Raw genomic sequence first — 21,857 nt, forward strand, 5'->3', positions numbered from 1 at the left:
CCTTCCTGCTAGTAGCGAATCTTCGGATCAATCATTGCTAATAAAATATCAACAATGGCATTGAATAAGATGAATAGGAAACCAATGAGAATTGTGACTCCCATTACTAGCGAATAATCACGGTTAAACGCGGCGTTAACGAACAATTTACCGATGCCAGGCAGCCCGAAAATGGTTTCGATAACCACGGAACCCGTAATAATGCCCACAAAGGCTGGCCCCATGTACGAAACAACCGGCAACATTGCAGGCTTAAGTGCATGTTTAACGATGATGTATGGGTAACTCAAACCTTTCGCGCGTGCGGTACGAATGAAGTTACTGTTCAATGTTTCGATCATCGAACCACGAGTGATACGAGCAAACGTCGCGACATACAGTAAAGACATGCCTACAACCGGCAATGCCATGTATTTAAACGAGCCGTCTAACCAACCACCAGCGGGGAACCAACCTAAGTTGATGGAAAAGATATAAATCAATGTGGGTGCAAGAACAAAGGAAGGCAACACCACGCCTAACATGGCGGTAGACATGACCGTATAGTCAGCCCAGGTATTTTGTTTTAATGCTGCAAATGTCCCAACGGTGACTCCCATGACGAGAGTAAAAATAAATGCAAAGAATCCCACTTTTGCCGAAACGGGTAAGGCAACAGAGATAAGTTCATTTACTGAGTAATCTAGATATTTGAATGACGGCCCAAAATCACCTTGAATGACGTTAGTCAAATATGTGGTGTACTGTTCAAAAACAGGTTTGTCGAGGCCATATTTCGCTTCGATATTGGCCATAACTTCTGGCGGAAGCGGACGCTCACTTGAAAATGGATTTCCCGGTGCGTAACGCATAAGAAAGAAAGATACTGTAATTAACACCAACATGGTTGGTATTGCTTCGAATATCCTTTTCGCGATGAATTTAAGCATAAGCTCACTCTTTCAGTCTGTGACAAAAATTTCAATGTAAAAAGTAGACAATACGCTACACGCACTCATTACAATAATGAGTACGTGTAGCGTCGATCGTTATTATTTTTATATCAGCTTTGTTGACTACTTAGCTTTGATGTAAAGATCTTTTGAGTAGATTTTTTCTTCCGGGTTATTCACCGGGAAGCCACCGATTTGTGGATTCAGTAAACGTGCTTTCACGTACTGGTAGATCGGTGCGATTGGCATGTCTCGAGTCAGTAACTGCTCAGCTTCTAGGTACAGTGCTGTGCGTTCTTCTTCAGACGTTGACGTCAGTGCTTTTTCCATAACCGCATCGTATTCTTTACTATCGTAGTGAATACCACCGGTCGTGTTGGTGCTCTTCATCAGAGTTAGGAATGAAGACGCTTCATTGTAGTCGCCACACCAGCCAGCACGTGCAACTTCAAAGTTACCTGCGTCTTTGGTTGATAGGTACGTTTTCCACTCTTGGTTTTCTAACGTAACATCAAGACCCAGTGTCTTCTTCCACATAGAACCCAATGCTACAGCAATCTTCTTGTGGTTTTCAGACGTGTTGTAAAGAAGTGAGAATTTCAGTGGGTTATCAGCACCGAAACCAGCTTCAGAAAGAAGTTTAGCCGCTTCTGCATCACGCTCTTGTTGAGTCATTTTACCGTAAGCAGGGACTTCTGGGTTAAATCCAGCTGTGATTTCAGGCGTCAGGAAGTATGCAGGCTTTTGGCCTTGACCAAGAATCGCATCGGTTACGATGTTACGGTCGATAGCGTATGAAATCGCTTTACGAACTCGAACATCATCAAACGGAGCTTTCTTCGTGTTGAAGATGTAGTAGTAAGTACACAGGTTACCAGTAATAGACAGTGATTCTGCGTGCTCTTTTTCCAGACGACGGAAGTGCTCGTTTGGAATCTCGTAAGTCACGTCAACTTCACCCGCTAAGAAGCGGTTCATTTCTGCTACTTGGTTTTCAATCGGTAGGAAAGTGACTTTGTTTAACGTTGTATTTTCGTTATCCCAGTACTTTTCGTTACGTTTTAGAACTAAACGCTCATTCACTACCCATTGATCAACAACGTAAGCACCGTTACCAACAAAGTTTTCAGGCTTGGTCCACTGGTCACCAAACTTTTCTACTGTCGCTTGGTGTACAGGTTTAGTCGTTGTGTGACCAACCATCATCACGAAGTATGGTACAGCAGACTCTAATTCAACCACTAAAGTATGTGCATCGACAGCTTTAACACCTAATGTGCTCTTGTCTTTTTTACCTGCAACGATGTCTTTCGCATTCGCCATCTTGGTGTATTCCATGTACCAAGCGTATGGAGAAGCGGTATTTGGATCAACGGCACGCTGCCAGCTGTATACGAAGTCTTGAGCGGTTACCGGATCGCCATTTGACCATACGGCATCTTTACGTAGGTTAAATGTGAATGTTTTGTTGTCTGTGGTTTCCCAAGTTTCAGCAATGCCAGGAATGGTATTACCGTCAGCATCTTGGTTTACCAGACCTTCAAGAAGATCACGAATAACGTGAGATTCAGAAACACCCTGTGATTTGTGTGGGTCAATTGTCGCTACTTCTGCACCGTTACCACGAACGATCTCTTGCACATCAGCAAGTGTTGATTCGGTAACTTCAGGAAGGGTTGCTGGTGTAGCTGCTTGTTTTTCTTCTGGCTTATCGCCACAACCAGTAAGCGCTAGAGAAAGGCCCGCACTAATGAAAAGCGCACGAGTGATTTTATTCTTGTACATGCATTAAACTCCAAGTTTTTATGTTGCATCCATGACTTCCTTGTAAGAACCCCTGTTTAGGTAGTGATTTAGATTTATTTTGCACAAAAAATGAGCATAAAAATCTAAAACCTTACAAAGATTGTGGCACACAGTAACAATCATCGAAGCGATTTACCATTAATTGACATCAGAAAAACGTATAATTCTTCTATTGGCGATAGATGGCAGTTAAAAAAACTATCATTTTAGAGGGTGACAGTGATTTTATATAGAAACGCCTTAGCTGATAGACTATGGTACCGAAAATTCCAAGCTGATACATTTTGACAGCATCTTATGCTAGAAATCTTGAAATAATTTAACATTTGGTTGTGGCTTGATCTAACACTAAGTGACAATTCACCAATACCCCGTGTCAATTTGTGAAGACTATCACCCTAACTTGCCACACTTGATTTCTACTAGATAAATCAAGCTTTGCACAAAATTGCATAGTGATGCAAAGGAAACGAATTGATATGTTCATACATTGCTTTTCTCTGTTGTAAAAAACAAAAAAAATCCCAAATTAGTCACTATTTGGGATTTTTAAATCATTTAGAGCTTAACCGTATTGGAAGATTTTATAGCGATTGCGCTTTTTTGTTATTTAGCTGGTCAATGACCTCTGAAGGCGCTATTTTTGCAAGTTCAACCATGCACTCATCCGTCTTTTCATTGCCATTGCGCACGTAGATATCACACACTGCATAAAGATGTTCTGGCCCTCCTGAAATCAAGTAAGCCGTTTCAAACGCCGTTGTCGCTTCATCGATATTAAACGCTTCTTGTAACACACCGTGTACATACCAGTAGTAACTATTAGTCTTTGCCAACGTTGCTGCAATTTCACTCTCTTTTGCCGCTTCCGCTTTATCCTCTAAGCGAACCAAAGTGAGTGACTTGGCAAAGTGAAAATGGGCATTACTTGGCAGTGCTTCTATCGCTTGGTTAAGCGTATCAATCGCTTTTTCATCCATCCCCTGTGCACGGTAGTTATCCGCAAGGCTTAACCACACTTGTGGGTTATTCGATACGGCTTGTTTCGATTGTAAATACTGCGCTTCGGCCAATTCATACTGCTCAGTCCAGCGATACACATCCGCTAGCAGTAACCTAGAGTCATCATCGGCCTGCTCTTTTAAGTGTCCGATTAATTCGGTAGCCGGGTCTGTGAGTTGTTGTTGACTAGCCGCATCGAGAGTCCCTCTGTCTTTGAGTAGGCTAGCTGCAGCAGTCATACGCACTTGCTTACTGTCATCGGATAAAAGTGGAGACACCAAACGCCAACGATATTCTAAAGGATAAGGTTCCGCTCCGACGATCGCAGCTTCCCGGATCGCAGAACTGGCATCTTTTAATCCACGGGAAACCGCAACCAATCCGTTTTGACTGGGCGATGCACTAAGAGATCTCAGCGCCGAAACCCTGACCTCTTCTGTTTCCGTAATATCTTGCGCTTGATAAGACCATTGAGACATCGGATCATTCGGTAGGCTTCGCTGTGCTTGCATCGGCTCAGTTTGAGGACTTAACAAAGCCCCCTGACCATTTACGCTGTTCGTTTTTAGGCTATTCGTTTCTAGGCCACTGGCATTGGCGGTATTGAGCATCAGCATTGACATGGCTAATATCATTGATGTTTTCATGATGTTAATCCTTAAAATTTAGTTTCAAAGCCAACACGTTTTTTCATTTGTTCGCGCAATACGGCATCACTGTATTTCCCGTGGGCTACTGGGTGTTTCGTTGCTCGAAGTATGTAAGCAATAGACTTATCAACATGCGAGAAAAACTTATACCACCCCGCGCATAAATAGTTGAGTCCTGGCTCGCCAGATTTAGTGCGAATGAAACGATTTTTTGGACACTCTCCGTGGCAAGCAAACTGGTAATCACACGCCTGACACTGCGTCGTTAATGTGCGTGTTTTCGCGAAGCCAAATTTCTGCTGCTCTGGGCCATAAGCCATATCATCCAATTTCTGATGATGTATATTACCGATTTTGTACTCTGGATAGACATAATGATCACAACTGAATACATCGCCATTGGGTTCCATTGCAAGTCCTTTCCCGCATAAGTCACTTAACGTACAAAGCGGATTTCTGCGCCCCATCCACGTTTCAATGCTTGCTTCAAAATATTGAATAAAAACGTTACCTATGTCTTTACGCGCCCACTCATCAAAAATGGTAATCAAGAAATTACCCCAAGCCAGATCAGAGACACACCACGATTCAACAACAGAGTCTTTGCTTCCTGGGATGAGTCTTTTATCCCCTTGCTTAGGTTGGTCACTAGGCTGCCACTTTTGCGGAGCAGTATCACGGAAAGTCTTTTGTTCAACAATGGGGATGAATTGCATCTGAGGAGACTTCACTTCATCTCGCAAGAAGCGGTACACCTCAAGTGCATTTTGACTGGTTAGGTTATTGACGCATGTTAACGTCGCAAAGCTCACTTTATGCTTGTGCAGCAATTCAACCGCCGCCATCACTTGCTTGAACGTACCTTTGCCCGCTTTATTGGTTCTATAAGTATTGTGAAGCATCTCTGGGCCGTCGATACTCAGACCTACAAGAAAGTGATTCTTTGCTAAAAACTCACACCATTTATCATTCAGCAAGATACCGTTGGTTTGTAAGTCATTCGATATTTTAACACCATCAGGCTGGTATTTTTTCTGAAACTCAACAATCTTCTGAAAGTATTCCAGACCAAGCATGGTCGGCTCACCACCCTGCCATGAAAAGATGATCTCGGGTGTATTTTGCGCATTAATATAATTCTGGATATAGCTCTCTAACATGGCTTCATCCATTTTAGGAGAGCACCCTTTCTTATACTCCAATAGGTCCTGCTTACTTAGATAATAACAATATGTGCAGTCAATATTACAAACAGCACCGATCGGTTTAGCCATGACATGTAATCGTTTTGAAGCCTTGCCGTTATATTGAGGACCTTGAGTAATATGCATTGTTTATTTACCTATCTTAATGTCTTACAGCAATCATAAACCTGATTAATATTTGTCGCCTGTTATACCCTTTATAACCATTTGTCATGACCGAAAACGCTACAATAACGTTCTCTTCTGTATTTTTAAGGCAACCAATGAAAACATTTAATTACAATCACTTAAAAGCTATTGGCGGCATAACATTCACACTACTAATGAGTGGTTGTGCCAGCGTGCCGCCACACCCGATCGCTCTACAGATCGATCAGGAGATGGTTTTGGTTGAAGGTGGAACATTTACCATGGGTTCCAATAGCCCAAATGCCACCAAAGCAGAAAAACCAGCACGAGAAGTGACCGTAAACAGCTTCTACATTGCACAATTCGAAGTGACCCAAGCACTGTTTGAATCAGTGATGGGGGCATCTCACAGCTTCTTTCAGGATCCACAAGTACCAGTTAATAACTTAAGCTGGCAACAAGCGAATTATTTTATCGAGCAATTGAATGAACTCACCGGTGAAGCGTATCGACTTCCAACCGAAGCCGAATGGGAGTTCGCAGCGACAGGTGGAACAAAGAGTCAAGGCTTTACCTACAGCGGATCGAATAATATTGACGATGTCGCGTGGTTTGCCGGGAACTCGAAAAACAGAGCACACCCGGTAGGCCAAAAGATGCCTAATGAACTTGGCTTGTATGACATGACAGGTAACGTCGGAGAATTTGTAATTGATGCCTTCGATGATACGTTCTATCGATTTGGACCAACAGATAATCCAAATAATGCTCATCACAGTGATGTCCACTTATCTCATAAATCCGTCCGAGGGGGCAGTTTTGCTTACGATGCCACGCTCTCTGAGAATTATCGCCGAGATTTTGCAAGCCAATCAATTATCATGTCTGACATGGGTTTACGCCTAGCCAAAGACGTTAAATAAGGACCATTCATGTTATACACTCGATTGTCAGCGTTAACGCTCGCATTATTCTGTCTAGGACCTGTATCAGCGTCAGAAAGTAACCCAGACCTAGTGCTACAAATTACGGTTGATGGCCTTCGTGCAGACTTGCTTGAACGCTACAAGCATAACTTCGGTGAAGGTGGTTTTCGTTACTTGATGGATGAAGGCGCTTACTACACCAATGCACATTACCAACACGGAAATACAGAAACTATCGTGGGTCATGTCTCTTTAGCAACCGGCGCCCCACCGAGCGTTCATGGGATGATTGGCAACGTATGGTATGACCGTAACGCAGAGCGCTTAGTCTACAACGTTGAAGATACAAACTATCACATACTGACAGCAGGGGCTGGCGTTGACAAATTGACAGAAATCGATCCAACGCAAAAAACGGCGCAAGGTGATGGCCGATCGCCAATGCCTATCCTTTCCACCACCTTTAGTGATGAATTAACCGTATCTACAAGTGGAATGTCAAAGGTATTTGCTGTGTCAGTGAAAGATCGTGGAGCGATTTCCTTAGCCGGGCACAGTGGCAAAGCATTTTGGTTTTCGAAAGCACAATCTGAGTTTGTCACCAGCAATTATTATTACGACAACTACCCTGCATGGGTAACTCGCTGGAACGAGAAAAAAATTGCTGACCAATATTCCAAGCAACGATGGGAGCTTTCTTTACCACGCGATCAATACACCCTTGACGAACCAAGCCCAGACCATAAAGTGGATCTCGCAGGGTTTCAACGAACATTCCCTCACCCTTACGGTCCTGCAAGCTACAAGTACTTCAGCACCACACTAACAGTGAGCCCTGCTGGTGACGAGCTCACAGAAAACTTTGCAAGTACTTTGCTTATGCAAGAGCAGCTCGGTAAAAGAGACGTTACCGATTATCTATCGATCAGTTTTTCCTCTAACGACTATGTGATTCACCTTTATGGCCCAGAAAGCCTAGAAACAGAAGATAACCTGATTCGCTTAGACAGAACCATTGCAAAAATGCTGAAAACGATTGATAGCCAGGTCGGTTTAGAAAACACACTGATCGTATTGTCCGCTGATCATGGCGTGCCAGAAGCATCACCAGCAGCGAACGCCTTAGGGTTTAAGCAGGCGCTGTACTTCAACAAAGATACGTTATTATCACAAGGTGTTGAGCAACGCTTGAAGCGTGAATTTGGGCTGGGTACTGACGCTATAAGATTGTTTGCCCAACCTTATATTTATTTGAACCATGATGTTATCGCGAAGAAAAAGGTTAATTTAGCACAAGTACAAAATGCGATTGCTGATGAAGTCTCTAAAATCAGTGGTGTTGCTTACGCGGTTTCAAGTAGTGATATTGCTCGTAATCAAGTTCCAGATACTCATTTAACGCGACTGATCAAAAACAACTATCACCCGGCTCGTTCTGGTGATGTGTATGTCGTGTTTACTCCAAGAAGCTACATTAATGATATGGAAGGATTACAAATCGCTTCAACGCATGGTTCTCCATGGCGCTATGATACACACGTACCTGTTATTTTTGCTGGGTTTGATATCAAATCACAAAAAGTAACACGGGCAATTACGCCCTACGATATTGCCCCGACTCTGTCTAACAAGTTAGGCATTACTCAGCCAAGTGGTTCTATTGGTGAAGTACTCGCTGAGGTGACTGAATACTAGTTACTAAATACCAGTTACTGAATAATACTCGAGCTCTTCGCCCTGGTAATTTCAACCAGTAACGTTACACGCAAAGGGCTGCTTATAAAATAACGATAAGCGACCCTTATACTATGTGTGATGGTTACTTTAAATCGCCACTGGCGAAGAGATATTAACCCGAATTAATGGGGTAAAGCCTTGGCCGCGGCCTTGATTTTTGACCGTAGCCATTGATGGCTCGACTCATTACTTCGGCTGGGGTGCCAAATCATGCACATGTCGCAGTTATTCAACTGAAACGGCAAGGGCAACGTTTTTACTTTGTACTTCTTTGAAAAACACTGCACAGAAGAGAGCGGTAGCAAACCAATATAGTCAGAGTCTTCAATCACTGGAAGCATCTCAACCACACCTGGCGCTCGGTAGACAATTTTGCGTTTCTCTAAATCACCAAAGTCCTCAGAACTCAAAAGACTTTTACGAGCATGCCAACGAGCTACAACAACGTGTTCGTTGGCTAGGAACTCTTTCATGTCGATAGTATCACCAATCGTTGGGTGGTCGGAACGACAAACAACGACCAATTCTTCAATGGAAATGACTTCATGCTTTAACGTCGTTCTTCCCCTTGGTTTCATATCCAGAATGATATCGTGTCTCTGTAATCTTAAGTCCGATTCATAATCTTCTGTAAACAATGGATGAACTTCTAGTGTGATATCTGGTGCGGCCTGACTAATAAGGCTCATCACCTTAGGCATTAACTCGTAGCTTGCTGACGAAACACACGCAATAGAGAATACGCGATTCGATGTTTTGGGATCAAAGTCCCTAGATGCAGATAACGTGGATGTAAAGTTTTTAAGCGCGGCAGCCATTGCAGGGTAAATGTCCGTTGCAAATGTGGTTGGCTCAACCCCAGATGTCGTTCTATGAAATAAGGGTTCGTCATAGATATCTCTCAGTCTTGCGAGGGCTTTACTGACGGCAGGCTGACTTATATCCATTCGATTTGCCGCTCTCGATAAGTTCTGCTCTTCGTAAATCGCGACAAATATTGGAATCAAATTGAGCTCGGTACTTTTCATAAGGTTCCAGATTAAAGAAGCGGGATCTCTATCATAGAGAAACGGCTTCTTTAATTCGATAAGATTCGCAAAAAGTTGTGCATAGCTCCACGCTAAACCAACCGCTTAGAGCGCTTATTGGTTGTATTTTTTAAACGGTTTACTTCAGCTTATCTTCTAAATCTAATAATGCTTTAGGTAGCTTCAAACGCAGTATGATTGACGAGAATAATCGATGGTTAGACGGTTTAGTAGACACCAAACGAAGTCCTTTCCATAATCTCATTAATACCGCTTTATTCTCCTCGCCTTGTTGAAATCGCTCACTGTCTGCTTGCCACTGTACCTGCTGCGTGGTTTTACTGAGTTCAAGTTGCGAGGTCTGTAGCCTCAATTGCTCATAGACAAAGGTCCTAATCTCTGGCCATTGTCCGTCTTTCAATAAGCAACGTAATACCCACCAGCTTGGCGCTGGTTTGTTTCGGTAATAACGATTTACAACCATCAACAAAGTCACCAAAGCGATAGCAACACTGATAACAATAACGAACTGCAAGAAATAGGTTTTGATAAAAGATTGAAGAGTATGCCTTGCTTTAAACACTTCACCTTTTACGACTACGGTTTCAAGACGTTGATTTTTGCTGTCCCACCACTGAAACGAATAATCAGGTAACGTCAGTTCACCACCTTGTTGAATAACGTAAACAGATTCTTCTGTGCGACTTGAACGATAATTACCTCGTTCTTGCATATCATCAAGCAAATTCGGCTGTGGATAAGCCTGATATTGCTGAGTTGACTGATTGGTTAAAAGAGCAGGCAACAATATAGATAAGCTGTCTTTCGCGCTCACGGTCACACGCCTTGTAATCGCGTCACCAACCTTTAAATCGTCACTAGAGGCTCGCCATGCTTGCTCAAAGCCGACTTCTGTTGCAGTAAACCAGGCGGTTTCTTGGCTAAGTTTCCCTGAGGGTAACGAAGCGTCAAATTTCATTGGCTGCGTATACAAAGTACCCGCTACATTCGAGCCATTCGGCGCGGACACCTGCACCCTGACTGGAATGGCTGGGATAACAAACTCGCCCGATACTTGTGGATATATCGTCACTTCCCACCGTTGACGAGACCAAGTCACGCCCTTCACTCTCTCTGTATAATTAGTGGCTAATTGATTGCGCTGTATTGAGAACGCATTAGGAATATCCACCTCACCAATTCTCGTTCCTCCAGTAAGCCAGCGGGGGGTCGACACTTCAATGGTAAAGATCACTTGCTCATAGATGCTGAAACCTGGCTTTACTGCACCCACGCTCTCATCTGGATTCTTGCCAACCCATGCACGAATAGCGACATCACCGCTTTTTTGTAGGTCATAAATATCGGCCGCAACAGCAGACGTCACGAACAAACTGCCCGTAACAGCGACAAAAGTAAGGACTAACGTCAGTAACAATGGTTGGTAAATTCGCTGGACTCGCATTCTTAGCGCTTTAGGCAGTTGACACAATGTAAGAAACGCCACCTGTCGCTGTGTATAATAGGTGGAAGGAATAAACATCATGGCTTGTTCTCCTCACTAGGCAAAGAAACGGGCGCTTTGAGCTGGATATAAAACTTAGCCCTTAAGAAAAGCTTAGGATCGGCCTCGACGCGTCGTAGCCATTTATCAGCGAGCTCTTCGCTTCCCAAAATTTCGTTTGAATTGAGCGTCTCCTTTATCATCAGTTCAGCCACCGTTTCTTCATCTGCGCCATCGCCTGTTCTCGGCTCATCAGCATCGAGTTCAAAAGACTCTTCGGCCCCATCAGTCGTTCCCATTTGGCTTTCGCTTGTTCGGTTGATGTCTTCAATAATACTGCTGACCACCGCCAAGTTGTTTTCCACATCAGGCCTAAGTTGGGCAGAAAGTTCAGGATTATCAGCCAAACTTTTCAACACATCACGAGCCGCCAGGTACTCACGCTGACGAGCTAATGCACTCCCAACATAATACGTACCCAGGTCGGTTTTTACCTGAAGGAATGCACTGTGAGCCAGTTTAAATTCGCGCGCATAATAGTACGCGACGCCTTTACGTAATGGATCATCAAAGTGCTTTGCCGCTTCAAGATACTTTTTCTGATTCAGCAAGCGCTGCCCCTGTTGGTCGGGGGTGAGCCATAAATCCCACCACCATTGGGCACTCTTGTCCCACATAGAAACTGACTCAATAACGGTCTCGTTAGCGGCAGTTTGCTCTGCGTTTGATTGAACCGTTTGAGCTAAGGTATCAGGGGAATAAAATGAGCCAGTGACGACCAAACCAAGCAAACACCATTGCACCAACCAACCTTTTCTAAACCAAAGCAGCATGATGAGCGCAAGGGGAAATAGCAAACCATATCCCATGTCTTTCCATGGCATCGAAGACTCGCCGTTGAGTTGTAGATTTCTTTCCACCGCGCTATTTAACTGCCTTATATCGGTATCATCAATCGTGACTTCAACTAAGCGCCCACCTGTTTTACGAGCCAGGAGATTCAATGAGTCTAGATCCACCGGATTTTTACTGACAATGTCACGGTTTCCTGCCGACAGTATCAATAACTGATAAGGCCTTTCACTGAAAAAATCTTCAAAAGCTCGGATGGTGGTGGGATTGACACCATCTGTGACAAGTAGCACTGTTGTACCTAATTCCCCAGACAGTTGTTGTTGAATCAATGGCAATACTTTTTCTGCCATTTTTCCTGATACAGGCATAATTTCTGGTGTTATTGCCGCTAAAAACGGTTCAAACACTTTACTGTCTTGTGTAACGGGCATCGCAACATGAGCGCTTCCCGCATAAACAACTAACCCCGTGCTTCCCCCCTGCCTAGCAGCTAATAAATCTCTAATCTTTTGTTTCGAACGTTCTAATCGGCTAGGAGGTAAATCTTGTTGCAGCATAGATTCACTGTTATCCAACACGACCAGCATGGAGGCTTTGTCTTCACCGAATGGGGATGCTTCACGCTGCCAAGTCGGTCCTGCACAAATCGTAATAGCGATAGTCACAATAACGATAAGCAGCTTAAGCGGCAGCTGCTTTCGCCATCCCATTTCGCTTATCACTAACGCATTGCGTAAATGGGTAGGAAGAAACTCTTTCCAGCTTGCTTTGGTTTCTTCTTGCCAACGCATCCAGAGTAAAAAGAACATCGGAACGAAGGCCAATAACCACAAAGGGCGTATAAAATGAAACTGCGTAACTAGCTGTTGTATTGTGAGAGAATCAAACATCGTTCGCTCCTTCCACATTATGATTATCTGATTGAGCAAGCATCCGACGACACCCTGTCGCGACACTGAAGGCCGTTAAATACATAACCACAACAATACCCATCAAATAGTGATGCAACCCCTGCTTCGGTCGGTAAGTGCTACTTTCATATAACTGTGGCTCCAACTCCCCAATGTCAATATAGGCCTGACTCAACTCTTCACGATTGAGTGCTGCAAACGCTTTGCCTCCCGACTCTTGGGCAATTCGATTAATCGTATCGAGATCAAGCGCCACTTCACCAACGGTTTGTGGGTCACCCATTGCAATAACATGAATGCGAACCCCCTTCGCTTTCGCGACTTTAGCCGCATCAACAGGCCCAACAAAACTCCCCGTGTCATTCCCGTCCGTGAGCACAATCACCACCTTCTCACGCTCATCCGCACTTGCATCATCAAACGAGCCTTGAGTGTTCTGATTTTTCTGAGTGCTCTGCTCAAAAACCTTAATCGCCAGACCAATCGCATCACCTAAATGTGTGCTTGGGCCCGCCATGGCCACATCGGTTTGATTTAATAGCTCCAGCCATACCTCTTGATCTGCAGTAAACGGGGTTTGCACAAAAGCCGCGTCACCAAATAAAATCAATCCAAGCCGGTCACCTCGCCGAGTGGTCACAAACTCAGTAAGCACTTCTTTGGTCGCGTCGAGTCGAGAAACTCTCTTGCCATTTTTCGATGTAAAGTCTTGCTCTGCCATGGAGCCAGATAGATCGACCACAACCATCACATCACGCCCAAACTGCTCTCTGACTTGCGGTTCACCCAACATCGTCGGTTTCGATAATGCAGACACCACCAGCACCCAAGTTATGACTAATGTTATGCGTTGCCACCAGCTCGCAGTTAACTGACTCGCACCTTCTGAAGGCGCTTCGCCAATGGCATTAACTAACTCTTTGAAGAAAGGCACTTTGATCGCCATCTGTTTGGTGCGATAGGCTGGTACGCCAAAATAGACCAACAAAGGTAAAGGCAAGGCGATGAACCACAAGGGATAGATAAATTCAAAACTAGCAGAAAAAATATCAAGCATTCCCTTTCTCCGTTGAGCTTAGCACCACAGAGGTTCCATGCGATTTTATCCATTCGAGGGATTTATTAATCACCTCAACACGTTGATCTCTGGTGAGCTCGGTTTTTGGGTCAATAAGGCTTTGCATCCACCGTTGAGAAAGCGCATCGGTAAACAGTGGTGACGCCTTTTTATTGCTTGTTCGGTAGGCGTCTAACTGATTCAAACACGGCTGCCCAAATAAGCGAGCATTGCGACTGTCTAAATGACGAAGCACCACTTTGAGTATCTTAAACGCACGCTCCGCTGCCTTTTTTTCTTGTGGATCAATCGACTTCAAGGCTAATACGGCTTCTTGGCGATACCGGTTCGTCCACCAATGCCTTACCATGCCATAAGCAAAATACAGAGCGACCAGCAGTAAAGCGAAACCCACCATTTTCCAACCGATGGTTTGTGGAAACCAACGCACGCTTTCTGGTATCGCGATATCGTGAAGATTTCGTAAGATATAGGTACTCGGTGGAGTGTGTTCGATGGACATCTATCTCCCTACTACCCGTTTTTGTAACTGCGATATGTGATCACCCGATGTGTCCAATTCGATATAGGGCAGATGCTTCATTGCCATTAACTGGGCAAGAGATTGCTTTTTGCGTTCAGACCGTTGAGACAAACTCTCACTGGCCATGCTGACTTTCGAAGCGCTGTCTAAGTTGATTTGAAAACTGCCATCACCCACAATCCAATTTGCCTTGGCGATATGTTGAGGCAATGACTGCTCCAATGGATCGCTGACCATGATGGCGAGAATGTCATTATGTTGTTGAAGCTGTTTCAATCTATCGAGGTGCTGCTCTTGGCAATCACGCCAATCACTAATGAAAATGAGTGTCGACTGCTTGAGTCTCATACGTGTTACCTGTTCGATCCAACGCTCAAAACTGACCTCTTTATGGTCGTTTTTACTGACATTTAAACTCTGATTGACCAGAGCTAAACGTTTCAATTGAAAAAGCAAATCTGATTGAGAGCGCTGTGCTTGAGAATAAAAGATTCGTTGGTGGGACACGGTCATAAAACCGACACGATCACCCTCTTTGAGTACTCGCCAACCGCATATAGCAGCAACTTCAGCCGCCACAACAGATTTCATCGAGTGTTGAGAAGCAAAAAACATGGCGCTGCGCTGATCAATACATATGATGACATTGCGGTCTTTCTCTTCGGTGTAACTGCGAACATGCGGCTTTCCTGTTCGCATCGTGACTTTCCAATCAAGGTTTCGGATGTCATCACCACGTTGATAATGACGCAACTCCTCAAAATTTAAGCCACGCCCTCGGAACATTGAACTGTGACGCCCCGATAACGCGCTCCCCGCCTTTAAATGTGGAAGCAGAGAAAATGACTCAGCTTGTGCTTGTAGCCTGACTAACCTTGCGTAATCGCAGTAAAGTCTGGGATCAAGGCCTTTTGATTTTGGAGCTTGTGTCGGCTTTGCCATAACGCCCCCTGTCTATCCAATCTCGACACTGTCGAGCAACTCTTCAACGACTCGTTGGTGATTCACACCATCGGCTAGAGCATCGTAAGAAAGAGAGAATCGATGGCCCAACACGGTGGGTAGCATCGCTCTTACATCATCAACGGTCACGTGGTCACGGCCTTGCAACCACGCATACGCTCTTGCGCATTTATCGAGCGCAATGGATGCACGAGGGCTGGCACCAACGTCAATCCATTGGGAAAGATTCGAATCAGGGTAACGTTCTGGCTTTCTCGTCGCCATCACCAACGCCACAATATAGCGTTCAACTAATTCTGAAACGGCAACATCTGGAAGTTGGCGACGTGCCTCTAAGACGAGAGATGGTTCTATATGGGGTGGAGCGGTATCATCGGTTTGCTTGGTGACCCCAAGCTCCTCACTGCGTACAAGTCGAATAATGTCGCGCTCGGCTTCATCTTCCGGGTAATCGACCGTCACTTTCATGATAAAGCGGTCCATTTGAGCTTCTGGCAACGGGTACGTGCCTTCTTGTTCGACAGGGTTTTGTGTGGCCAATACCATAAACAATTCAGGCAAAATATGAGTTTGCCCCCCTACCGTTATGGTGCCTTCCGCCATCGCTTCAAGCAAAGCCGCTTGGACTTTGGCTGGCGCTCGGTTGACTTCATCGGCCAGGACAATACTGTTGAAAATCGGACCCGCTTGGAAATGCAGCTGATGTTTCCCATCGATTTCTTGATACACTTCGGTACCCGTGACATCTGACGGCAACAAATCCGGAGTAAATTGAATGCGACCAAACGTGGTGTTCAATAAGTTAGCGAGTGATTTCACAGAACGCGTTTTTGCCGTTCCTGGAAGCCCTTCGAGTAACACATGACCGTTGGTCAAAAGCCCAATAACCAGCGCCTGAATCACATGGCTCTGGCCGATAACACTCTGTTCCGTGTGTTCGATAAGTTGTTGTATCGCTTGTCGTGCATGGCTCATAGGTCTTCCTTTCATTCAATCTAACTGCCTACATTTTACTAACAAGCTCTATAACTATTGGTTATACACGCCATATCCCACTCAAAGGGAACGTTCTATCTCCAAGTTTTATTTAAATAAACATTTCCACCATCAATCGTTGGCTACCATTCAATACGTCAACCGTGAATATAACGTTTGGTTATAACCACTATAAAAGGACAGCCGTGCTTTTTGATATTAATGTTTTGTCATCGATGCGTTGCTTTAACGCATTAATCTAAATGAAAAATCGGAGTCCTTATGGGTACTAATATTAATCAATTGGCACTGGGTGTTGGCTTACTAGCTGCGTCTTCAGCGGTTGTAGCAGCAGAAAAACCAAACATTCTTGCTATCTGGGGAGACGATGTTGGTATTTTCAACATTGGCGCTTACAACAATGGCATGATGGGTTATGACACACCAAATATCGATCGTATTGCGAACGAAGGTGCTCTATTTACTGATCATTACGGTCAACAGTCTTGTACAGCGGGTCGTGCAGCATTCTTAACGGGTCAAGAACCGTTCCGTACAGGTTTGCTGACTATCGGTATGCCTGGTTCTGATCACGGTATTCCTGATTGGGCTCCAACGATTGCTGACTTACTAAAAGAGCAAGGTTACATGACAGCTCAGTTTGGTAAGAACCACATGGGTGACCAAGATAAGCACCTTCCAACTGCACACGGTTTTGACGAATTCTTTGGTAACCTTTATCACCTAAATGCAGAAGAAGAACCAGAAACTTATTACTACCCGAAAGACCCAGAGTTCCGTGCTAAATACGCGCCTCGTGGTGTTATTAAATCAACCGCTGACGGTAAGATTGAAGATACCGGCCCTATGACGCGTAAGCGTATGGAAAACGCGGATGAAGAATTCCTAGAAGCATCATTAGACTTCATGGAACGTGCGGTTAAGGCCGACAAGCCTTTCTTCATCTGGCACAACACCACTCGTATGCACGTGTGGACTCGTCTACAAGAGAAATACCAAGGTGTATCCGGTGTGAGCATCTATGCAGACGGTATGATGGAACATGATGACCATGTTGGTATTCTTCTAGATAAGCTTGACGAACTAAAAATTGCTGACAACACCATCGTCATCTACTCGACCGATAATGGCGCTGAAACAGCAACATGGCCTGATGGCGGTGCGACTTTCTTCCACGGTGAAAAAGGAACAACTTGGGAAGGCGGTTTCCGCGTACCACAACTTGTACGTTGGCCGGGTACTATCGAACCAGGTACAAAAATCAACGACATGATGAGCCACAAAGACTGGATCCCAACACTTCTTGCCGCAGCCGGTGATGACAAAGTGGTTGAGAATCTTAAGTCAGACAAAGGCGCACGTTACAACGGTAAAGATTGGCGTGTTCACCTAGATGGCCATAACTTCCTACCTTTCTTCCAAGGTAAAGCAGAAGAAGGGCCACGTGACTCTCTGATGTACTTCTCTGCAAATGCTGAGTTAGATGCGGTTCGTACTGGCGACTTTAAAGTACAGTTCGCACACATGGAAGGTAACATCTCTGATGGTGTTCGTTTCCAAACTAACTGGCCGTCAATCGTTCACCTACGTGCTGACCCGTTCGAAAAAGCACCACACGAATCAGGTTTGTACATGCGTTGGATGGCTGACAACATGTGGCTATTTGTACCAGTAGGTAATGAAGTTCAGTCATTCTTGTCAACAATTCCTGGCTACCCAATGCAACAAAGCCAAGTATTGAACCCTGGTAACTTCAACCAGAACGTACTTATGCTACAAGGTAAGCTTCAGCAACTAGACGCTGTACACAAAAAAGTGATGCAATAAATCACTGATTTAATCGAATGAACATTTGATTACTATGAAAAGCCCGAGAGCAGATATGCCCTCGGGCTTTTTCTTTACCGCCTTCAAGTGATCGATCTTTATCCGTTTTTAGTACATATCAGTACTGACAATAAAAAAGAATCGATGCGATGAAAACTCTCATAATCACATTTTTGCTGCTGGGTGCAATCAGTCCTTTTTCCCATGCTGAATCCTGCCCTGAGATCCTAATCGGCAAACAGCGTCTGCTCAATTCTAACGAAGACGTTGAGTTGTGTGATGCATTCAAAGGTAAGGCACTGCTGGTTGTCAACACCGCGAGTCAATGTGGATTTACGCCGCAGTATAAAGAATTAGAACAGCTTCATCTGACCTACAAAGACAAAGGGTTTTCTGTCATCGGGTTCCCAAGCAATGACTTTCGCCAAGACAGAGGCAGTGAAGAGCAAACAGCCAACGTCTGTTATCTCGATTATGGTGTGACATTTCCGATGATGGCGAGAAGCACTTTAAAGGGGACAGGTGCCAATCCAGTTTTTACTGAGATCCGAAAGCAAGCTGGGGTGACACCAAAATGGAATTTTTATAAGTTTTTAATCAATAAGGAAGGTAAGGTCATCGCAACATTTCCGAGCAAGACTTCACCACTCAACAGCACTCTCACTCAAGCCATTGAACAGCAACTTTAGGAACTAGGTTATGATAACAATGAACAGAGTCATGATGGGGCTTGGGTATCTAGGGCTTGTTCCTTTTTGTCTTGGGTTAGGACTTGTCATTACTGATAAAGAGTTAGTAAACATAGAAGGCCATGTTCTGTTTGTAACGTACAGCACTGTTATTCTCAGTTTTTTATCTGGAGTGTTGTGGGGAAGAAGCATAGAGAAACTTAACCGTTCATTGACTCTGATTTTAAGTAATGTATTTGCAATTTTAGCTTGGGTTAGCCTGCTTCAAGTCGAAGAGTCGATAACTGTCGCTCTTTTACTTCTTATGGCTGGCTACGTTTGTGTGTTAGTCACTGAATACCCTTCAAACTTTAGCCGTTATCAACATCCCTCAACATCACATAAGAGCACGTCATTAGCCAATTTAGCCCCGTATTCTAAGATGAGGGTTATACTAACGAGTGTCGTCTTGATGATGCACCTGATACTCTTTCTAATATAGAACGTTAACCATTGACATATCACTGCTCTACCTGTTGATTTGATATTGCAAAAGGCCTTTACATGGCCCATTGTAATGCGTAACCCTTCCAATTTATCGGTTCATTAATGCCTATAAAGCCAATCTATTGGAACCAAAACAGATGAAAAAAGCATCGCACTCTCTGCGGAATACTGTATATTAGAGTTATTACTCTAAATTTGGCATTCTAGATGAAAACTACCTTTTTACATTCCATCATTGTGTTATCTGCCGGCGTGTTTTCTGTCACGGCAAACAGTGCTGCCATTACGTTCGATCAAGCGTGGCAACTGCTACAAGACAATAATCATTCGCTTGCAGCACAGCGCTCGAATGTAGAAAGTCGTCAGCATTTGCAAGACGCAAAAGGTAACCTCAATCTCCCTTCCGTTACTTTAGGAGCAAATTACACGCGTCTCGACAACGATGTTACCGTTACTGGGGCACAACTGGCGGAAGCGACAACATTTCCATCCATTGGTGGCAGCTCTGGTGCCATGCTATCCAGCTTGCTTCCTATTCTCGGTGGGGTTGAAACGACGGTCACTGAGCAAGATATTTTTACCTCATCGATTCGGGCCGTGTGGCCCGTCTTTACTGGGGGTCGAATTACTGCTGCACAACAAGCCGCAAGAGGCCAAACAGAAGAAGCAAAAAGCCAATACAAAATGGAAACGCAAGCTCGCTATGAAGACCTGAGTAAATACTACTTTTCCGTTGTTCTGGCGAAAGAAGTGCTAAAAACGCGTTCCGATGTTGAGCGCGGACTTTCACAACACCTTGATTTTGCCATTAAGCTTGAAGAACAAGGACAGGTCGCTCGGGTAGAACGGTTGCAAGCTGAAGCCTCTTTTGACAAAGCAAAAGTCGATACACGCAAAGCACAAAGTAATTTAGATATTGCGCAATCCGCATTAAGTAAGATTTTGGCTCAAAATAGTATCGTCACGCCTTCGGAAGCACTGTTCATCAATCAACAACTTCCTCCCATGCAAATATTCATTGACCAAACACTCGCCACCTACCCTGGCCTTGAACTGCTTGATGCAAAAGAGCTGCAAGCGAGTAGCTTAATTAAAGCGGAAAAAGGAAAGTACTACCCAGAGGTGTATCTCTATGGCGACTATAGCCTGCATGAAGACGACACATTAGCCAGCCAAATGAAACCCGACTGGATGGTGGGGGTTGGTGTGAGTATTCCACTTATTGAATCGTCAGGCCGAAGCCATACAGTCAAAGCCGCGAATAGCATGGTTCAGCAGGTCCGATCGCTCAAAGCACAAGCAAGAGAAGACCTTTCGGTACTGGTGCAAAAGACCTACCTTGAAGCGCAACAGTCTATCGATGAAGTTCTGGGGCTGGAATCGAGTATTGCTTTAGCCACTGAAAATTTGAACCTTCGTGAACGGGCGTTTGTGCAAGGGTTATCCAACTCACTTGAAGTTGTCGATGCACAATTGTACTTAGCCAGCATTCAAACACAGCAATCGGCGGCGCGTTTCCATTACCTTGTTTCACTGAATAAGTTACTCGCACTGACCAGCGAAATGAACACTTACCACCAATATCAATCTAACGCTTATACTATGACCAGCAAGGAATCATTATGAAATCTCTCAAACCTCTTTTAGCGTCTTCTTTGGTCGTTGGTGTTGTTGCCTGGGTTGGGTTCAGCTTTTATCAAGCTTATCAGCCAAAACCTATTCGCTTGCAAGGCATGATAGAAGCACAGCAGTACAGCATTTCGTCAAAGGTTCCGGGAAGAATTAATGAAGTTTTGGTCCGTAAAGGCGATAAGGTGACACAAGGTGATTTGATTTTCACTCTTCACAGCCCTGAAATCGAAGCCAAACTCGCCCAGGCAAAAGCTGGGGAAAAAGCCGCTGGCGCACTTGCATCTGAGGCTGAAAACGGCGCTCGGACACAACAAATTCAAGCGTCCAAAGACCAATGGTTAAAAGCAAAGTCGGCGGCAGATTTACTTGAAAAGACGTACCAAAGAATCAACAACTTATTTAACGACGGTGTGGTTGCCGAACAGAAACGCGATGAAGTAAAAACCCAATGGCAAGCAGCCAAGTACACGGAAAGTGCCGCGTTTCAAATGTATCAACTGACCAAAGAAGGCGCTCGAGATGAAACCAAGATCGCGGCAGCAGAGAAGGTCTTAATGGCGGCTGGGGCCGTTGCCGAAGTCGAAGCCTTTGCCGCAGACACCCAGATTGAAAGTTGGTTTGATGGCGAAGTCTCTCAGGTCTTATTGCAAAGTGGCGAACTCGCGCCACAAGGCTTTCCTGTCGTCACCGTTATTGACACCCAGGATGCTTGGGCGGTCCTGAATGTTCGTGAAGATTACCTCAAACATTTTACCAAAGGCACGCAGTTTGATGCCTTTCTACCCGCGCTGGATAAAACCATCTCTTTCACCGTCATGCATGTCGCTGTGATGGGCGATTTTGCTACTTGGCGATCAACGGATGCATCACAAGGGTTTGATTTGCGAACCTTTGAAGTTGAAGCACGCCCTACCGATTCCACTGAATCACTTCGCATGGGCATGAGCCTCGTTGTTGAACTTTAAGCAATATTGACAG

18 protein-coding genes are annotated in these 21,857 nt (G+C 44.6%); 7 read left to right on the forward strand and 11 right to left on the reverse strand.

Annotated features, from left to right (window positions below):
- Nucleotides 1-8: 8 nt before the first annotated feature.
- The 4 genes from oppB to A1QO_RS04260 form a co-directional block, all read right to left on the reverse strand.
- Nucleotides 9-929 carry an oligopeptide ABC transporter permease OppB gene (oppB, locus tag A1QO_RS04245; RefSeq protein ID WP_017033872.1) on the reverse strand — a complete coding sequence of 307 codons (921 nt, stop codon included), beginning with the start codon at nt 927-929 and terminating at the stop codon, nt 9-11.
- Nucleotides 930-1,055: 126 nt separating this feature from the next.
- Nucleotides 1,056-2,717, reverse strand: coding sequence for an ABC transporter substrate-binding protein (locus tag A1QO_RS04250; protein WP_017033873.1), 1,662 nt, complete (start codon nt 2,715-2,717; stop codon nt 1,056-1,058).
- Between the two features lie 605 nt (nt 2,718-3,322).
- A complete protein-coding gene (locus A1QO_RS04255) occupies nt 3,323-4,387 on the reverse strand; it encodes a hypothetical protein (RefSeq protein WP_017033874.1) in 1,065 nt (354 codons plus the stop codon).
- An 11-nt stretch (nt 4,388-4,398) separates the two neighbouring features.
- Nucleotides 4,399-5,721, reverse strand: coding sequence for an anaerobic sulfatase maturase (locus A1QO_RS04260; protein ID WP_026026824.1), 1,323 nt, complete (start codon nt 5,719-5,721; stop codon nt 4,399-4,401).
- A 137-nt stretch (nt 5,722-5,858) separates the two neighbouring features.
- On the opposite strand from A1QO_RS04260, the gene A1QO_RS04265 reads away from it, so the two are divergent.
- Both A1QO_RS04265 and A1QO_RS04270 read left to right on the forward strand, forming a co-directional pair.
- Nucleotides 5,859-6,647, forward strand: a complete 789-nt coding sequence (locus A1QO_RS04265; RefSeq protein WP_017033876.1) for a formylglycine-generating enzyme family protein — start codon at nt 5,859-5,861, stop codon at nt 6,645-6,647.
- A 9-nt stretch (nt 6,648-6,656) separates the two neighbouring features.
- The gene (locus A1QO_RS04270) at nt 6,657-8,345 is read left to right on the forward strand and encodes an alkaline phosphatase family protein (RefSeq protein WP_017039341.1); all 1,689 of its coding nucleotides are present in this window, start codon (nt 6,657-6,659) and stop codon (nt 8,343-8,345) included.
- A gap of 164 nt (nt 8,346-8,509) precedes the next feature.
- On the opposite strand, the gene A1QO_RS04275 is transcribed toward A1QO_RS04270, so the two are convergent.
- The 7 genes from A1QO_RS04275 to A1QO_RS04305 form a co-directional block, all read right to left on the reverse strand.
- The gene (locus tag A1QO_RS04275; RefSeq protein ID WP_017039342.1) at nt 8,510-9,415 is read right to left on the reverse strand and encodes a LysR family transcriptional regulator; all 906 of its coding nucleotides are present in this window, start codon (nt 9,413-9,415) and stop codon (nt 8,510-8,512) included.
- Nucleotides 9,416-9,554: 139 nt separating this feature from the next.
- A complete protein-coding gene (locus A1QO_RS04280; protein WP_017039343.1) occupies nt 9,555-10,961 on the reverse strand; it encodes a BatD family protein in 1,407 nt (468 codons plus the stop codon).
- On the reverse strand, nt 10,958-12,664 hold the full coding sequence (locus A1QO_RS04285; protein WP_017037849.1) for a vWA domain-containing protein: 1,707 nt from the start codon (nt 12,662-12,664) through the stop codon (nt 10,958-10,960). The genes A1QO_RS04280 and A1QO_RS04285 overlap by 4 nt, the downstream gene beginning before the upstream one ends.
- Nucleotides 12,657-13,742 (reverse strand): vWA domain-containing protein, encoded by a 1,086-nt coding sequence (locus A1QO_RS04290; protein ID WP_017037848.1) that lies wholly within the window; start codon nt 13,740-13,742, stop codon nt 12,657-12,659. The genes A1QO_RS04285 and A1QO_RS04290 overlap by 8 nt, the downstream gene beginning before the upstream one ends.
- A complete protein-coding gene (locus A1QO_RS04295; RefSeq protein WP_017039344.1) occupies nt 13,735-14,265 on the reverse strand; it encodes a DUF4381 domain-containing protein in 531 nt (176 codons plus the stop codon). Before A1QO_RS04295 ends, A1QO_RS04290 begins: the two co-directional genes overlap by 8 nt.
- A complete protein-coding gene (locus A1QO_RS04300; protein ID WP_017039345.1) occupies nt 14,266-15,228 on the reverse strand; it encodes a DUF58 domain-containing protein in 963 nt (320 codons plus the stop codon).
- A 12-nt stretch (nt 15,229-15,240) separates the two neighbouring features.
- Nucleotides 15,241-16,224 (reverse strand): AAA family ATPase, encoded by a 984-nt coding sequence (locus A1QO_RS04305; RefSeq protein ID WP_017039346.1) that lies wholly within the window; start codon nt 16,222-16,224, stop codon nt 15,241-15,243.
- Nucleotides 16,225-16,506: 282 nt separating this feature from the next.
- Between A1QO_RS04305 and A1QO_RS04310 the strand changes: the two genes are divergently transcribed.
- The 5 genes from A1QO_RS04310 to A1QO_RS04330 all read left to right on the forward strand — a co-directional run bounded on the left by A1QO_RS04310 (nt 16,507) and on the right by A1QO_RS04330 (nt 21,844).
- On the forward strand, nt 16,507-18,072 hold the full coding sequence (locus tag A1QO_RS04310) for an arylsulfatase (protein ID WP_017033885.1): 1,566 nt from the start codon (nt 16,507-16,509) through the stop codon (nt 18,070-18,072).
- A gap of 149 nt (nt 18,073-18,221) precedes the next feature.
- Nucleotides 18,222-18,761 (forward strand): glutathione peroxidase, encoded by a 540-nt coding sequence (locus A1QO_RS04315; protein ID WP_017039347.1) that lies wholly within the window; start codon nt 18,222-18,224, stop codon nt 18,759-18,761.
- A gap of 10 nt (nt 18,762-18,771) precedes the next feature.
- Entirely contained in the window at nt 18,772-19,242 is a 471-nt protein-coding gene (locus A1QO_RS04320) for a DUF3429 domain-containing protein (RefSeq protein ID WP_017039348.1), read from the forward strand.
- A gap of 212 nt (nt 19,243-19,454) precedes the next feature.
- Nucleotides 19,455-20,873 (forward strand): TolC family protein, encoded by a 1,419-nt coding sequence (locus A1QO_RS04325; protein ID WP_017039349.1) that lies wholly within the window; start codon nt 19,455-19,457, stop codon nt 20,871-20,873.
- Nucleotides 20,870-21,844: an HlyD family secretion protein gene (locus A1QO_RS04330; RefSeq protein WP_017037844.1), complete on the forward strand. Its 975-nt coding sequence runs from the start codon at nt 20,870-20,872 to the stop codon at nt 21,842-21,844. Before A1QO_RS04325 ends, A1QO_RS04330 begins: the two co-directional genes overlap by 4 nt.
- Nucleotides 21,845-21,857: the final 13 nt, after the last annotated feature.

Source organism: Vibrio genomosp. F10 str. ZF-129 (assembly GCF_000287055.2).
Classification (GTDB): domain Bacteria; phylum Pseudomonadota; class Gammaproteobacteria; order Enterobacterales; family Vibrionaceae; genus Vibrio.

What these genes read in the sequence shown, in the direction of transcription:
- oppB (WP_017033872.1), bottom strand. Translation starts at nt 929, where the DNA reads ATGCTTAAATTCATCGCGAAAAGGATATTCGAAGCAATACCAACCATG.
- A1QO_RS04250 (WP_017033873.1), bottom strand. Translation starts at nt 2,717, where the DNA reads ATGTACAAGAATAAAATCACTCGTGCGCTTTTCATTAGTGCGGGCCTT.
- A1QO_RS04255 (WP_017033874.1), bottom strand. Translation starts at nt 4,387, where the DNA reads ATGAAAACATCAATGATATTAGCCATGTCAATGCTGATGCTCAATACC.
- A1QO_RS04260 (WP_026026824.1), bottom strand. Translation starts at nt 5,721, where the DNA reads ATGCATATTACTCAAGGTCCTCAATATAACGGCAAGGCTTCAAAACGA.
- A1QO_RS04265 (WP_017033876.1), top strand. Translation starts at nt 5,859, where the DNA reads ATGAAAACATTTAATTACAATCACTTAAAAGCTATTGGCGGCATAACA.
- A1QO_RS04270 (WP_017039341.1), top strand. Translation starts at nt 6,657, where the DNA reads ATGTTATACACTCGATTGTCAGCGTTAACGCTCGCATTATTCTGTCTA.
- A1QO_RS04275 (WP_017039342.1), bottom strand. Translation starts at nt 9,415, where the DNA reads ATGAAAAGTACCGAGCTCAATTTGATTCCAATATTTGTCGCGATTTAC.
- A1QO_RS04280 (WP_017039343.1), bottom strand. Translation starts at nt 10,961, where the DNA reads ATGATGTTTATTCCTTCCACCTATTATACACAGCGACAGGTGGCGTTT.
- A1QO_RS04285 (WP_017037849.1), bottom strand. Translation starts at nt 12,664, where the DNA reads ATGTTTGATTCTCTCACAATACAACAGCTAGTTACGCAGTTTCATTTT.
- A1QO_RS04290 (WP_017037848.1), bottom strand. Translation starts at nt 13,742, where the DNA reads ATGCTTGATATTTTTTCTGCTAGTTTTGAATTTATCTATCCCTTGTGG.
- A1QO_RS04295 (WP_017039344.1), bottom strand. Translation starts at nt 14,265, where the DNA reads ATGTCCATCGAACACACTCCACCGAGTACCTATATCTTACGAAATCTT.
- A1QO_RS04300 (WP_017039345.1), bottom strand. Translation starts at nt 15,228, where the DNA reads ATGGCAAAGCCGACACAAGCTCCAAAATCAAAAGGCCTTGATCCCAGA.
- A1QO_RS04305 (WP_017039346.1), bottom strand. Translation starts at nt 16,224, where the DNA reads ATGAGCCATGCACGACAAGCGATACAACAACTTATCGAACACACGGAA.
- A1QO_RS04310 (WP_017033885.1), top strand. Translation starts at nt 16,507, where the DNA reads ATGGGTACTAATATTAATCAATTGGCACTGGGTGTTGGCTTACTAGCT.
- A1QO_RS04315 (WP_017039347.1), top strand. Translation starts at nt 18,222, where the DNA reads ATGAAAACTCTCATAATCACATTTTTGCTGCTGGGTGCAATCAGTCCT.
- A1QO_RS04320 (WP_017039348.1), top strand. Translation starts at nt 18,772, where the DNA reads ATGATAACAATGAACAGAGTCATGATGGGGCTTGGGTATCTAGGGCTT.
- A1QO_RS04325 (WP_017039349.1), top strand. Translation starts at nt 19,455, where the DNA reads ATGAAAACTACCTTTTTACATTCCATCATTGTGTTATCTGCCGGCGTG.
- A1QO_RS04330 (WP_017037844.1), top strand. Translation starts at nt 20,870, where the DNA reads ATGAAATCTCTCAAACCTCTTTTAGCGTCTTCTTTGGTCGTTGGTGTT.